The sequence below is a fragment of the Enterobacter hormaechei subsp. hoffmannii genome (genome assembly GCF_001729745.1).
GTDB lineage: Bacteria > Pseudomonadota > Gammaproteobacteria > Enterobacterales > Enterobacteriaceae > Enterobacter > Enterobacter intestinihominis.
The window spans coordinates 4,224,890-4,238,707 of record NZ_CP017186.1 but is presented as its reverse complement, the minus strand read 5'-3'; the positions used below and the strand labels follow the sequence as shown (position 1 = coordinate 4,238,707).

Below are 13,818 nucleotides of genomic sequence, written 5' to 3'. Positions count from 1 at the left end.
TCATTCTCAGGCGCGTTGTTGATGAATAAAAGCCGCGAGCGTGGCAACGGAATAGAAGTGCTGACGCATCTCGTCACTTTCGGCAGAAAGCACTACGCCGTACTGATTTTTTACCGCCAGCCCCAGCTCAAGGGCGTCGATTGAGTCCAGACCGAGGCCGTCGCCAAAGAGCGCGGCGTCTGTATCAATATCCTCTGGGGTAAGTTCTTCCAGATTCAGCGTAGAGATAATGAGATTCTTAATTTCAAGATAGAGCGCTTGCATCTTTCGTTCCTGACAAAGATTGAAGACCGGTTGTTAACTGATGCTGCATATGCCGGTTTAACTGCCTTGCTGCCAGCGCGGGTTCGTGCTGACTCGCATCATAAAAATCATGAATGTTGATGCGTTCGCGAACATCCACGGTGAAAACAGGTTTGTTGGGGGGCACGTTATACCAGCTGCTCTGTTTATCCAGCATCCGTTCGCTACAGTGGATCACCACCACGCGCACGGCGCTGTTGCAGCGAACGGCGATATTCGCCGCCCCACGTTGCAGGGTAATGGCTTCCCCCACCCGGGTGCGGGTGCCTTCAGGGAAGATAAGCAGGGTGTCGCCCTGGGCCAGACGCTGCTGGCTTGCGGCAAGCAGCGTGTCGGCTTCGCTGTTAATCAGATAGTCCGCCGCGCGGATCACGCCGCTGACGAACGGGTTACGCAGCAACGCGCTTTTCACCAGACAGTCAGTTTCGTTCATCACCGACGCCAGCAAAACGTAGTCCAGCAGCGAGGGATGGTTCGCAATCACCAGACAGCGTCGCTCGGCGCGCAAAACGTCCAGGTTGTTGAAATGGTAATCCAGTACCCCTACACCGCGTACCACCGCGAGGAACAGGCGGAAACTGGCAGAAATAGTGCGGCGTGCCAGGCGGCGACGTTGAGTGCGGTCACGCTGGAAAATCAGCAGCAGGTTAAACCACACCAGCGACAGCGTCAGCCCGCCGAGGCCGAACAGGGCGAAGCACAATCCGGTCATCAGCATGCGCCATACCCGATCGAGGCGGGAACGTAACCCTCTCATTGGCGCGTCCATTGCCACAGCAGACGCTCGCCCGGCAGGGTAAACTGGCGCTCGTCCCGCAGGTAATGGCGCAGGAACTGCAGGCTTTGCGGCAGCGCGGGCTCTTCAGGCCTGCGGTTGGCGTGCGTTTCACAGCTGAGCGTATTTCCGGCCTCAATTACCAGCGCCAGCGCGTAGGGCCAGACGGGCATCTGCGGCGGCAGCCCGGCGTGATAAAACTCCGGCAGCAGACCGTCGAAATCTACCAGCAACACGCGTGAGTAGCCCGCATGTAGCAGACTCAGCACCTCGCATAAGCTCTGCTGGAAGGTATCCATACCGGCGGAAACCGACGAAGAGACAACAGGCTGACGCGCGGCGATAGTGAGATTGCCGACCGCCGAGTTGTGTACCGACATGGCAAAATCGGTGGGGGAAACGGGCTGATCTGCCGCCAGGGCCTGGAGAATACGAAAATTGCGTTCCAGCTCCCCGTGACGGCTGCTGTAGACGACGGCGTCGATGCGGTGTTTGCGCAGCATCATCAGGCCAAGATCAACGGCCAGCTTGCTGCCTGAATTCAGGCGGCGGGCGGTCATCATCGGCAGATCGGTCAGTTTCGCCAGCGGTGCATCAGGATCGATGGCGTCAGACCGGCGTGACCATGCCTGCCATTCGTCGGCATCGCTGAGTCCTGGCGCTCTTGCCTGCCAGTCGATAAGGGTAAGTGTAAATTTCATCTACGCGCGTCCGCGATAAACCTGTTTCTGTGACTTTTTCTTCGCCAGCGCGATTTGCTGCGCACATCGTACAATGTTGTCGTCGCGCTGGCGAATAAACGTCACTTTTAACCCTTTCCACCCGGTTATCCCGGCAAACGGCTTTTTGGCCGACCCGGACCCAGCAGAATGGCGAGTTTACTGCCTCCTTTCGTGGTTTCCATCCAGATTTTACAGACGCTGGTGAGCGGCACGGAGAGCAGCATGCCCACCGGTCCCAGCAGCCATCCCCAGATCAGTAACGATAAAAACACCACCATCGTCGACATGCCCAGACGGTGACCCATCATGCGCGGTTCGAGAATATTGCCCAGCACCATATGCACGACGAGGAACAGCGCTCCTACCAGCATGCACTCATAAAAACCGTTAAACAGGAACGCCTGGATCATCGGCGGAACGGCAGAAAGCACCGCGCCGATATTGGGCACGTAGTTCAGTAAAAACGCCAGCACGCCCCACATCAGCGCGAACTGCACGTCCAGCAGCACCAGCCCCAGCCAGACGATCACGCCGGTCCACAGGCTTAACAGCGTTTTCAGCGCCAGATATTTGGACACACCCTTCAGCGCGCGATGCAAGCCGGCAATGTGGATCTGCGGATTGTTCAGGGCAAAACGCAGCTTATACGGCACGTGGCGCACTTCGAACAGCATAAACACCACCGTCATCACCAGCAGCAGAATGCTGGCCATTGCCCCGGAAAGCCCGGTCATCAACGTGGTGGCGTAGGTCATCACCTTCTCGGAATCCATCCGGCGCAGCATCCGTTCCGGTGAGATATGCAGATTCACGAACGGCAACATGCGCTGGAGATCGACCAGCTTGCGCGTCAGCTCTTTATTGTACTGCGGCAGCATGGTGGAAAATTCGCTCAGCGAGGCGGCGAGCACGCCGAACAGCGCCGTCAGGACAACCAGCATCACCATCACCACAATGGTAATCGCGACCGGGCGGCTGATGCCCCGGCGTAAAAACCACGTCACCAGCGGGTTGAGGACGATGGCGAAAAACAGCGCCAGCAGAAGCTGAACAATGATATCCGCCGCCGCATGGATACCCGCAAGGATAACCACCAGGCAGGCGAGTTTTAATAAAATATGAAGTCCGGCTTTGTCGGGCGGGCTGGCAGTCATAAGAATTCCTTTTTCCGGGGGGCTTGCTAATTGTAGTGCGCAGGATTCGCTTCGTCTGGAGCGTTAGTCTTAAAGTCATGGAAAAAAAATGGCCCCCGGCGCAAGCGACGGAGGCCACGTCATCCTGGTGAACGATTACTGGATCACGAGGGTGTTAATGATGTTTTCAGCGGTTGCCTGCGCTTTTTGCTGATTATCTGCAGGCAGAGTGATCTGCATGGTCAGCAGTTTATTATCTACCTTGCCGAGAACCACGGAGGAGTAAGCGGTCTGGCCTTTGGCGGAGATGATGCTGTCCAGCTGTTGCAGCGTGTGGCCTTTCAGCTCGATAGACTTATTGGTCACCACCTGAAGCTGCGGGTCGCGGCTGCGCTGCTGATCTTCCAGACGTTTGGACAGCACACCCAGATCTTCGCTGGTATCGTCACCGACAATCACAATGACTGCTTTTTGCCCGGTGGCATCGGAGTAGACGTGCATGTTGTTCGCCTGGGTGCCCAGCTTACCGCTCTGATCGGTCATGTCCGCGGGCAGAGAGAAACTGAGTTTGCCATCCATCAGGCTCACCGGCTGACCGGTGGCGTTGCTTTCTGCTGACGCGCCCTGAGCAGGCGTTTTGGTGTCGCTGTTATCACAGGCTGCAAGGCCAACAACCAGCAGGCCAATCCCGACATATTTAACCAGATTGCGCATTGACTTCTTCCTTTCGATAAACGGCCATAGCGGCTCATTCGTTCATCTTATCACAACTGATAAAGCGAACCCTTAACCTGCCTGCAATGCGGAGATTTCAGATTTATCTGCCAGTCTTTTCAGCAGCATATTCAACAGCACGCCGTACATCGGCAGGAAGAAGACCAGGCTGATAAGCACCTTAAAGGCGTAGTCCACCAGAGCGATTTCCATCCAGTGTTCTGCCATGAAGGCGTCCGGGCTGCGCCAGAAGGCAATGAAGAAGAAGGCCAGCGTATCGCTCACGTTACCGAACAGCGTGGAAGCCGTTGGTGCCATCCACCAGCGATGGTTCTGACGCAGGCGGTTAAACACGTGGACATCGAGGATCTGCCCCAGGGCATAGGCCATAAAGCTGGCGGCGGCAATACGCGCGACGAACAGGTTGAAGTGCGTCAGCGCTTCGAAGCCCTGCCAGCTTCCCATGTAAAACAGCGAGGAGATGGCGTAGGAGACAAACAGTGCCGGGATCATCACCGCAAAAATAATCCGCCGCGCCAGCGGTGCGCCAAAAATACGCACGGTTAAATCCGTCGCAAGGAAAATAAACGGGAAACTGAACGCGCCCCAGGTGGTATGGAAACCAAAAATGGAGATGGGGAGCTGTACCAGATAGTTACTGGAGATGATCACCAGCAGATGAAATAGCGAAAGCCAGAACAACGCCTTGACGCGTTGCGATTGTGTAAAGGAGTTCATATTGTACCTTTTTGATTAATATTTGGGGTGAGGGAACCCAATAAAGCCGCCGCATGATACTGCTTTCACGACACTTTGCAATGGCTAATTTTCACGCAATCGTTAACCTGGTTTGCATTGGCGATAGCGGGGCGTAAACTACAGCCGTTTTTACCTGAACGAGAAGAACATGACCGACCTGTTTTCCAGCCCAGACCACACGCTTGATGCTCAGGGCCTCCGTTGCCCGGAGCCGGTAATGATGGTGCGTAAGACCGTCCGTAACATGCAGAGCGGCGAAACGCTGCTGATCGTCGCCGATGACCCGGCCACTACCCGCGATATTCCCGGTTTTTGTACCTTTATGGAACATGAACTGGTAGCGCAGCAAACCGGGACCTTGCCGTACCGGTATTTGATTCGTAAGGGGTAAGTGCGGCCTGATGCCCGGCGGCGCTTCGCTTGCACGGGCCTACGGGTCTAGTAGGTCGGGTAAGGCGCAGCCGCCACCCGACAAGTACTCATCACAATTTCGAACCATCGTTTCAAAATTTCGCGCTTTTTGTGAGGCGCTTCACCCTCCTTTTTCCAGCCGTAGTCTAATTTTTATACGTCAAAAACTAAAACATCGTTTTAACGCTTATTTCACTACCCTGGAGTTGACTCAATGAAAACGACCCTCAAGCCGTTACTGGCTGCTCTGTGCCTGTCTGCTTTTGCCTGCACCGTTTCTGCCCAGACCATCAAAGCCGCCGATGTGCATCCTGAAGGCTACCCGAACGTGGTGGCGGTTCAGCAGATGGGTGAAAAACTCAAACAACAAACCGATGGCAAGCTGGAGATTAAGGTCTTCCCCGGCGGCGTGCTGGGGGATGAAAAGCAGATGATTGAGCAGGCGCAGATGGGGGCGATAGACATGATCCGCGTCTCTATGGCGCCGGTTGCCGCCATCCTGCCGGATATCGAAGTGTTTACGCTGCCCTACGTATTCCGCGATGAAGACCACATGCACAAGGTGATCGACGGGGATATCGGCAAGCAGATTGGCGACAAGCTGACCGCCAACCCGAAATCGCGCCTGGTCTTCCTCGGCTGGATGGATTCCGGCACCCGCAACCTGATCACCAAAGAGCCAATCGTTAAACCGGAAGACCTGAAAGGGAAGAAGATCCGCGTCCAGGGTAGCCCGGTGGCGCTGGCCACGCTGAAAGCGATGGGGGCGAACTCGGTGGCGATGGGCGTCAGCGAGGTTTACAGCGGCATGCAGACCGGGGTGATCGATGGCGCGGAGAACAACCCGCCAACCTTTATCGCCCACAACTATATGCCGGTCGCCAAAAACTACACGCTGAGCGGCCACTTTATCACCCCGGAAATGCTGCTCTATTCCAAAGTGAAATGGGACAAGCTCAGCGCTGACGAACAGCAAAAGATCCTGACGCTGGCCCGCGAAGCGCAGTTCGAGCAGCGCAAGCTGTGGAATGCGTATAACGACCAGGCGCTGGCGAAAATGAAGGCCGGCGGCGTGCAGTTCCACGACATCGATAAAACGGTGTTTATCAAGGCGACAGAGCCGGTGCGCGCGCAGTATGGCGATAAGCATCAGGATCTGATGAAAGCCATCGCTGACGTTCAGTAAGCCGGAGTACGTATGTCCGAACTCTACCTGAAGTGGATGGACCGTCTGTACCTGCTCGCAATGGTGGTGGCGGGTCTCTCGCTACTGGTGATGACGATTGTGATCCCCATTGGCATCTTCTCTCGCTATGTGCTCAATCGCGGCGAATCCTGGCCGGAGCCGATCGCCATTATCTGCATGGTGACGTTTACCTTTATCGGCGCGGCGGTGAGCTATCGCGCCGGGTCGCATATCGCGGTCAACATGCTCACCGACCGCCTGCCCGCGTCGCTGCAAAGAGTATGCGCGCGAGTGGTGGATCTGCTGATGCTGCTGATTTCTGGCCTGATGTGCTGGTACAGCTACTGGCTGTGCGTCGAGCTGTGGGAGCAGCCGGTGGCGGAGTTTCCGCTCCTGACCTCCGGCGAAAGCTATCTGCCTCTGCCTGTCGGGTCGGCCATTTTGATCCTGTTTGTGCTTGAACGCCTGCTGTTTGGCTCGCAGGAAAACCGTCCGGTCGTGCTGATCGGCAATCACAGTTAAGGGGTGAACAATGGATGCTTTTGTTTTGTTATTCACCCTCGCCATTTTGCTGGCGCTGGGGATGCCGGTGGCCTTCGCCGTCGGCTTAAGCGCCGTGGCGGGCGCGCTGTGGATTGACCTGCCGCTGGAGGCGCTGATGATCCAGATCACCAGCGGGGTCAATAAATTTACCCTGCTGGCGATCCCGTTCTTCATTCTTGCCGGGGCGATCATGGCGGAAGGGGGCATTGCCCGACGGCTGGTGAATTTCGCCTACGTGTTCGTCGGCTTTATCCGCGGTGGGCTGTCGCTGGTGAACATTGTCGCCTCGACGTTCTTCGGCGCGATTTCCGGCTCGTCGGTGGCGGATACGGCGTCTATCGGCAGCGTGATGATCCCGGAGATGGAGAAGAAGGGTTATCCGCGCGAATACGCGGCGGCGGTGACGGCCAGCGGGTCGGTGCAGGCGATTCTGATCCCGCCCAGCCACAACTCGGTGATTTACTCCCTGGCGGCCGGGGGAACGGTCTCCATCGCCACGCTGTTTATCGCGGGCGTGCTGCCGGGCCTGCTGCTGGGCGTGAGCCTGATGGTGCTCTGCCTGTGCTTCGCCCGCAAGCGCGGCTACCCGAAGGGGGACAAAATCCCGTTCAGGCAGGCGCTGAAAATTATGCTCGATGCCCTGTGGGGGCTGATGACGGTGGTGATTATCCTCGGCGGGATCTTGTCCGGGATTTTTACCGCCACCGAATCTGCCGCCGTGGCCTGCCTGTGGGCGTTCTTCGTCACCATGTTTATCTACCGCGACTACAAGTGGAGCGAACTGCCGAAGCTGATGTGCCGCACGGTGAAAACCGTCACCATCGTGATGATTTTAATCGGCTTTGCCGCGGCGTTTGGGGCGGTGATGACCTACATGCAGCTGCCGATGCGCATCACCGAATTCTTCACATCGCTCTCCGATAACAAGTACGTGATCCTCATGTACCTCAACATCATGCTGCTGCTGATTGGCACGCTGATGGACATGGCGCCGATCATCCTGATCCTGACGCCGGTGCTGCTGCCGGTGACCAATGCACTGGGTATCGACCCGGTGCATTTTGGGATGATCATGATGGTTAACCTGGGGATTGGGCTGATAACGCCGCCGGTCGGGTCGGTGCTGTTCGTGGCGAGTGCGGTGAGTAAGCAGAAGATCGAACACGTGGTGCGGGCGATGCTGCCATTTTACGGTATGTTGCTGGTCGTGCTGGGGATGGTGACGTACATTCCGGCGATTTCATTGTGGTTGCCGGGGCTGTTAGGGATGCAGTGACACGTGCGGCCTGATGCCCTCACCCCGGCCCTCTCCCGCGGGGAGAGGGGGCAAACACGAGAAACGGCAACCCGGTTGCCGTTTCACTTTTACCTTTGACGCAACAACCGCAACGCGTTCGCCGTAACCAGCACCGTCGCCCCCGTATCCGCCAGTACCGCCAGCCACAGTCCGGTCATGCCGAGCAGCGTGGTGACCAGGAAAATCCCCTTCAGACCCAGCGCAATGGCGATGTTCTGCCGAATATTGGCGCGCGTTGCCCGCGCAAGTTCTATCATCTGCGCCAGCCCGGTCAGGCGGTTGTGCGTCAGCGCCGCGTCGGCGGTCTCCAGTGCCACGTCGGTGCCGCTGCCCATCGCAATGCCGATGCTGGAAGCTTTCATTGCCGGGGCATCGTTTATTCCGTCCCCGACCATCGCCAGCGGGGCGTTGCTGTTCAGCTCGGTTACCGCGCTGACTTTATCCGCAGGCAACAATCCGGCCTTAAACTCCAGCCCCAGCGCGCCTGCAATCGCCGCCGCCGCGCGCGGATTATCGCCGGTCAGGATCACGCCCTGTACTCCCAGCCTGTGTAGCGCGTCGACGGCGTCTTTCGCATCGTCACGCAGGGTGTCGCGCAGCGCCAGCATGCCCATCGGCACACCGTCCTGCATCACGGTAATGACCGTCTGCCCGGACTGCTCCAGCGCCTCAACCTGTGGAGTAGAGCGCGCGTCCGCCGCGGCGATCAGCACTTTTTTGCCTTCGACCACAGCTTCAATCCCTGACCCGACCAGCGCTCGCTGGGCCGTTGCCGGAGGGATGTTCAGCCCGCGGCGCTGTGCTTCACGCACAATCGCCTGCGCCAGAGGGTGGGTGGAACCCTGCTCCACGGCAGCGGCCAGCGTCAGCAGGGCGTCTTCACTGATGTCCTGCGGATACACGCCGGTCACCTGCGGCCTGCCGACGGTCAGCGTGCCGGTTTTATCGAAGGCGATGTGCTGAATCTGGCTCAGCTGTTCCAGCGCCGCGCCGCCCTTAATCAGCGCCCCGCGACGTGCCGCCGCCGCCAGCCCGGAGGTAATCGCCGCCGGGGTGGAGATCACCAGCGCACAAGGGCAGCCGATCAGCAGCAGCGTCAGCCCTTTGTAAATCCAGCCCTCCCACGGCGCGCCGAAGAACAGCGGCGGGACGACGGTGACCAGCAGCGCCACCAGCATGATGGCGGGGGTGTAAATCCGGCTGAAGCGATCGATAAAGCGTTCTACCGGCGCGCGGCGCTCCTCGGCCTCTTCAATCAGCCTGAGGATGCGGTCGATGGCGCTGTCGCCCGGTTCGGAAAGGACCGTCAACTGCACCAGTCGGTCGATGCTGGTGGCGCCCGCAGGCACCTTTTCACCCGCCGCGCGCGCAACCGGGATGGATTCCCCGGTCAGGGCACTTTCGTCAAAACTTGCGGTGGCGGTAACGAGGGCCCCATCGGCTGGCAGACGTCCGCCTGCGGGCACTTCAATCACGTCACCCGGTCGCAGGGTGTTGATGGCGACCGTTTCACGCTGACCATCAATAACCCGCGTGGCGGTTTCCGGCTTTAGCGCCATCAGCGCGCTCACCCCTTTACGCGCCCGGCTCGCCGCCCAGCCCTCAAGGCGTTCGCCAATTAAGAACAGCAGCAGCACCATCGCCGCTTCCGCCGTCGCGCCAATAAACAGCGCCCCGATAGCCGCCACGCTCATCAGCGTTTCGATGGCAAACCAGCTGCCGCTTCTCATCAGACGCAGCGCCTGACGGGCAATCGGGGACAGGCCAACCAGCGTGGTGGCGATAAACGCCAGGTTGCCGAACGGGTGGTTGATCTGCTCCAGCCCCCAGCTCAGGGCCATCATCATGATGAGGGTGATAAGGGGCAGGTTTTCTTTTAGCGGGGACGTTTTTTCTGCGGGCGCCGTTTCGCTGCGCAGGGTATAACCCGCTTTGCTGACGGCGGCTTCAACCTGTCTGCTGACGTCGTTTTCGGCGCTGACCAGCAGCTTTTCGGTAGCGAACAGCACCTGAACGTGGCTCACGCCCGGCACCTGCTTCACCGCGTTTTCCACTTTGCGGGCGCAGGCCGCGCAGTCCATGCCGTTGACGACCCAGCTGTAGTGATTGCCGCTTTCAGGCAGCGTTTGAGTTTGCGTTTCGCATGCGCCCTCGCAGCAGCAGTCCTCTTTTGGCGGAACCGGGCTGAGCTTAAGTGCCGAGAATTGGGGAACTTTTTTAGGTATTTCTGGAGTCGACATGGCAGTCTCCGGTAATGATAATTTTCTCATTAACCGCAGCATACACTCTGGAGTCGACTCCAGAGTCAAGCGTTATTTAGATATACAGCGAACGCACAATCAGGAAGTGTCCGGCAAAGTAACAGGCGGCAGAAATCGCATTATCCGCACGGAAGCGGCGGCGATAGTGGCTGCCCAACCAGACGATGTTACCCAACAGCAACAGTGCGGCACCGAAGAACGCGGACATCGCAGGCGCTGTCGGACGGAAGAACCACAGCTCGCCCGCCAGCCACACCATCACCAGCGTCATGGCGATAAACGTACACACCGGCAGACGCATCTCTTCCAGACGCGACCAGATCACCGCGATCAGCAGGGCGCCAATCACCAGCAGCACCAGCGGCAGCGGCCAGAAGATGGAGAGCGTCATCTGGCTGGCAAAGTAGATGGTATAGAGCAGATGCGACAGGAAGAATGCCCCCACGGCGTACAGCAGACGCTGGCGCGGCAGCAGGGTTAAGGCATCGCCAATCAGGGACGCACACAGCCCCGCGAGGACAAGATAGCTGATGGCGTTAAACATCGGTGCCTGCCAGGCAAGCAACAGCAGGAGCAATAGCGTGACGGGTTTAAACAACCAGCGCTGCCAGGCTGGGCCACGGTAAGACGCATCGACGTAAAGCCATGCGGAAAAACAGACAGCGATAAATGACCAAAGCATATTAACTCCCTGTAACTGTTGAGGCTGAATGATCAGTTTCTGATCCAGTGTAGTGACGCGAGCGGGCGTTTGGCAATGCCGGGGCAGGCGAGGTATCCTGAATTCCGCATAATCTGATGGGATTTTTCAATGAGCAAGATGCCGCTGTTTTTTATTGTCGTGCTGGCGATTATCGTCATTGCCGCCTCGTTTCGCTTCGTGCAGCAGCGCCGTGAGAAGGCCGACAACGATGCCGCGCCGCTGATGCAAAAGCGCGTGGTGGTGACGAACAAGCGCGAGAAACCGCTTAATGACCGCCGATCCCGCCAGCAGCAGGTGACGCCTGCGGGCACAACGATGCGCTATGAAGCGAGCTTTAAGCCGGAAACCGGCGGGCTGGAGATGACCTTCCGACTGGAGGCGCAGCAGTACCACCAGTTGACGGTGGGGGAGAAAGGCACGCTAAGCTACAAAGGGTCGCGGTTTGAAGGGTTTGAACCGGAGCAGTAATTTTCCCCTCACCCCGGCCCTCTCCCCGAAGGGGAGAGGGTGTAAGCGTCCCCTCTCCCCTTCGGGGAGAGGGTTAGGGTGAGGGGGTTACTTCTTCACCTGCGCCTTAAACTTCTTCATCCACACCAGCAGCTCAAATACGCCGAAAATAAACACCCGCAGCTGCTGCCAGCCGGTCATCGGTGGGCTATCTTTCGGCAGTCCGTTTTTCAGCATCACCATCTGCAAGGCATGCATAAACGCGGTAAAAATCAGCGCCACGTTAATGAAGATATTCAGCGGACGCGGGAACGGGTGCACCAGATTCAAAATCAAAAATGCCCAGACGCCCAGCATCAGCAAGCGCCCTACGTTAATCAGTACTGGCATCGGATCCTCCTTGTGCCTGACGGTGATACAGACGATAAGCCACCTGGCCGGCGACCTTCTCGCGGTGCAGATCCCAGTGAACGGGAACGGGCGGCAGACCATTTTCCACTTCGCTTTCAACGTAAATCAGCGCGTCGTCTGCCAGCCAGCCATTTTTTTCCAGCAACGATAATGTCTCTTCCAGCAGCCCTTTACGGAACGGCGGGTCAACAAACACCACGTTGAACGGCGTCCCCTGTTGCGCGAGGAAGCTCAGCGTGTTGGTATTCACCACTTTGGCGTTGGTTGCTTTCAGCGTAGCCAAATTTTGCTGTAACGTCTGCGCGACGCCGCGCTCCATCTCCAGCAGCGTGGCGCTCGCAGCATAGCGCGACAGCGCTTCCAGCCCTAATGCACCGCTTCCGGCGAAGCAGTCCAGGCAATGGGCGTCTACCATTGACGGGGCGAGCCAGTTAAACAGCGTCTCGCGAACGCGGTCCGTGGTAGGGCGTAAACCGGGGCTGTCCGGCACCGGTAATTTCCGGCCTCGCCACTGACCGCCGATAATGCGAATTTGACCGGCCGGGGCGCGGGTGGGTTTCTTCATCTCAGGAAAGCTCTGTTAACAATGCCCTGCGATTGCGGGCGGTGATGTCAATTAAGTAAAGTGTTAGACTATTTCATCATTTTTTTAGCTTCCCTGTATATAGCGCCGCGAGGAGTGTAGTCGCAGATGGCAAAACAAAAAAAACGTGGCTTCTTTTCCTGGTTGGGTTTCGGTGAAAAAGAGCAAGAAACAGAACAGAAAACCGAAGAACAGCAGGTTGTAGAAGAGCAGTCACAGCCTGAAACGCCTGTCGAAACCGCTGCGGTTGTCGAAGCGGAAGAGCCAGCCCACAGCAAAGAAGAGATTGAATCCTTTGCCGAAGAGGTGGTTGAGGTTACTGAACAGGTTCAGGAGAGCGAAAAACCAGAGTCGGTTATCGTTGAAACCCTTACCGAAGCGCCGCAGGCCGCTATCGAACACGAAGCGCTGCCGCTGCCGGAAGAGGTGAAAGCTGAAGAGGTTTCTGCCGAAGAGTGGCAGGCCGAAGCGGAAACCGTTGAAATTGTTGAGGCGGTGGAAGAAGAAGCGGCCCTTGAGCCAGAGCTGACCGACGAAGAGCTGGAGGCCCAGGCGCTGGCGGCGGAAGCGGCTGAAGAAGCGGTCATCGTCGTGCCGGTGGAAGAGCAGGCCGAAGAAGAGATCGTTCAGGAGCAGGAAAAACCGACCAAAGAAGGTTTCTTCGCGCGCCTGAAGCGCAGCCTGCTCAAAACCAAAGAAAACTTAGGTTCCGGATTTATCAGTCTGTTCCGCGGCAAGAAGATCGACGACGATCTGTTTGAGGAGCTGGAAGAGCAACTGCTGATTGCGGACGTGGGCGTGGAAACCACCCGGAAAATCATCGCCAACCTGACCGAAGGAGCGAACCGCAAACAGCTGCGTGACGCCGAGGCGCTGTACGGCCTGCTGAAAGACGAGATGGGTGAAATTCTCGCAAAAGTTGACGAACCGCTTAATATTGAAGGCAAAATGCCCTTTGTTATTCTGATGGTTGGCGTCAACGGCGTGGGTAAAACCACCACCATCGGCAAGCTGGCGCGCCAGTTTGAGCAGCAGGGCAAATCGGTGATGCTGGCGGCGGGCGATACCTTCCGTGCGGCAGCGGTGGAACAGCTCCAGGTGTGGGGCCAGCGCAACAATATTCCGGTCATTGCCCAGCACACCGGCGCGGATTCCGCGTCCGTGATTTTCGATGCCATCCAGGCGGCGAAGTCGCGTAACGTGGACGTGCTGATTGCAGATACCGCAGGGCGTTTGCAGAACAAATCGCACCTGATGGAAGAGCTGAAGAAAATCGTTCGCGTCATGAAGAAGCTGGACGAAGATGCACCGCATGAAATTATGCTGACTATCGACGCCAGCACCGGACAGAACGCCATCAGTCAGGCGAAGCTGTTCAATGAAGCGGTAGGACTGACCGGGATCACGCTGACCAAGCTGGACGGCACCGCGAAAGGCGGGGTGATCTTCTCCGTGGCCGACCAGTTCGGCATTCCTATCCGTTACATCGGTGTGGGCGAGCGTATTGAGGATTTACGTCCGTTTAAAGCGGACGACTTTATTGAGGCACTATTTGCCCGAGAGGACTAAC

Annotated in this window: 16 protein-coding genes; 6 read left to right on the top strand and 10 right to left on the bottom strand. The window is 57.7% G+C overall.

Annotated features, from left to right (window positions below; genetic code table 11):
- Positions 1-6 precede the first annotated feature (6 nt).
- The 6 genes from BFV65_RS20085 to BFV65_RS20060 all read right to left on the bottom strand — a co-directional run bounded on the left by BFV65_RS20085 (position 7) and on the right by BFV65_RS20060 (position 4,385).
- Entirely contained in the window at positions 7-264 is a 258-nt protein-coding gene (locus BFV65_RS20085; protein WP_003861263.1) for a phosphopantetheine-binding protein, read from the bottom strand.
- Positions 245-1,060, bottom strand: a complete 816-nt coding sequence (locus tag BFV65_RS20080; protein WP_063149277.1) for a lysophospholipid acyltransferase family protein — start codon at positions 1,058-1,060, stop codon at positions 245-247. The genes BFV65_RS20085 and BFV65_RS20080 overlap by 20 nt, the downstream gene beginning before the upstream one ends.
- Positions 1,057-1,779: a beta-ketoacyl synthase chain length factor gene (locus BFV65_RS20075; RefSeq protein ID WP_023307137.1), complete on the bottom strand. Its 723-nt coding sequence runs from the start codon at positions 1,777-1,779 to the stop codon at positions 1,057-1,059. Before BFV65_RS20075 ends, BFV65_RS20080 begins: the two co-directional genes overlap by 4 nt.
- 125 nt (positions 1,780-1,904) lie before the next feature.
- On the bottom strand, positions 1,905-2,954 hold the full coding sequence (locus BFV65_RS20070) for an AI-2E family transporter (protein WP_003861270.1): 1,050 nt from the start codon (positions 2,952-2,954) through the stop codon (positions 1,905-1,907).
- Between the two features lie 135 nt (positions 2,955-3,089).
- A complete protein-coding gene (locus tag BFV65_RS20065) occupies positions 3,090-3,647 on the bottom strand; it encodes a DcrB family lipoprotein (protein ID WP_022649677.1) in 558 nt (185 codons plus the stop codon).
- 72 nt (positions 3,648-3,719) lie between these two features.
- Positions 3,720-4,385, bottom strand: coding sequence for a 7-cyano-7-deazaguanine/7-aminomethyl-7-deazaguanine transporter (locus BFV65_RS20060; RefSeq protein ID WP_022649676.1), 666 nt, complete (start codon positions 4,383-4,385; stop codon positions 3,720-3,722).
- A gap of 169 nt (positions 4,386-4,554) precedes the next feature.
- Here BFV65_RS20060 and tusA point away from each other — a divergent pair, with 169 nt between their 5' ends.
- The 4 genes from tusA (at position 4,555) to BFV65_RS20040 (ending at position 7,822) form a co-directional block, all read left to right on the top strand.
- A complete protein-coding gene (tusA, locus tag BFV65_RS20055; RefSeq protein WP_045308776.1) occupies positions 4,555-4,797 on the top strand; it encodes a sulfurtransferase TusA in 243 nt (80 codons plus the stop codon).
- A 234-nt stretch (positions 4,798-5,031) separates the two neighbouring features.
- Entirely contained in the window at positions 5,032-6,003 is a 972-nt protein-coding gene (locus BFV65_RS20050) for a TRAP transporter substrate-binding protein (protein WP_069597032.1), read from the top strand.
- A 12-nt stretch (positions 6,004-6,015) separates the two neighbouring features.
- Positions 6,016-6,525, top strand: a complete 510-nt coding sequence (locus BFV65_RS20045) for a TRAP transporter small permease (RefSeq protein ID WP_003861278.1) — start codon at positions 6,016-6,018, stop codon at positions 6,523-6,525.
- Positions 6,526-6,535: 10 nt separating this feature from the next.
- Positions 6,536-7,822, top strand: coding sequence for a TRAP transporter large permease (locus BFV65_RS20040; RefSeq protein ID WP_022649674.1), 1,287 nt, complete (start codon positions 6,536-6,538; stop codon positions 7,820-7,822).
- Between the two features lie 89 nt (positions 7,823-7,911).
- Here BFV65_RS20040 and zntA read toward each other — a convergent pair whose 3' ends face one another.
- Complete coding sequence (zntA, locus tag BFV65_RS20035; protein WP_069597031.1) at positions 7,912-10,083, bottom strand: Zn(II)/Cd(II)/Pb(II) translocating P-type ATPase ZntA; 2,172 nt, start codon at positions 10,081-10,083, stop codon at positions 7,912-7,914.
- Positions 10,084-10,159: 76 nt separating this feature from the next.
- Complete coding sequence (locus BFV65_RS20030) at positions 10,160-10,786, bottom strand: lysoplasmalogenase (RefSeq protein WP_022649672.1); 627 nt, start codon at positions 10,784-10,786, stop codon at positions 10,160-10,162.
- 129 nt (positions 10,787-10,915) lie between these two features.
- Between BFV65_RS20030 and BFV65_RS20025 the strand changes: the two genes are divergently transcribed.
- Positions 10,916-11,275: a DUF2500 domain-containing protein gene (locus BFV65_RS20025; RefSeq protein WP_022649671.1), complete on the top strand. Its 360-nt coding sequence runs from the start codon at positions 10,916-10,918 to the stop codon at positions 11,273-11,275.
- A gap of 87 nt (positions 11,276-11,362) precedes the next feature.
- Here BFV65_RS20025 and BFV65_RS20020 read toward each other — a convergent pair whose 3' ends face one another.
- Entirely contained in the window at positions 11,363-11,644 is a 282-nt protein-coding gene (locus BFV65_RS20020; protein ID WP_022649670.1) for a DUF1145 family protein, read from the bottom strand.
- Positions 11,628-12,230, bottom strand: a complete 603-nt coding sequence (rsmD, locus tag BFV65_RS20015; RefSeq protein WP_022649669.1) for a 16S rRNA (guanine(966)-N(2))-methyltransferase — start codon at positions 12,228-12,230, stop codon at positions 11,628-11,630. Before rsmD ends, BFV65_RS20020 begins: the two co-directional genes overlap by 17 nt.
- A gap of 126 nt (positions 12,231-12,356) precedes the next feature.
- Between rsmD and ftsY the strand changes: the two genes are divergently transcribed.
- Positions 12,357-13,817 carry a signal recognition particle-docking protein FtsY gene (gene ftsY, locus BFV65_RS20010; protein WP_069597030.1) on the top strand — a complete coding sequence of 487 codons (1,461 nt, stop codon included), beginning with the start codon at positions 12,357-12,359 and terminating at the stop codon, positions 13,815-13,817.
- Position 13,818: the final 1 nt, after the last annotated feature.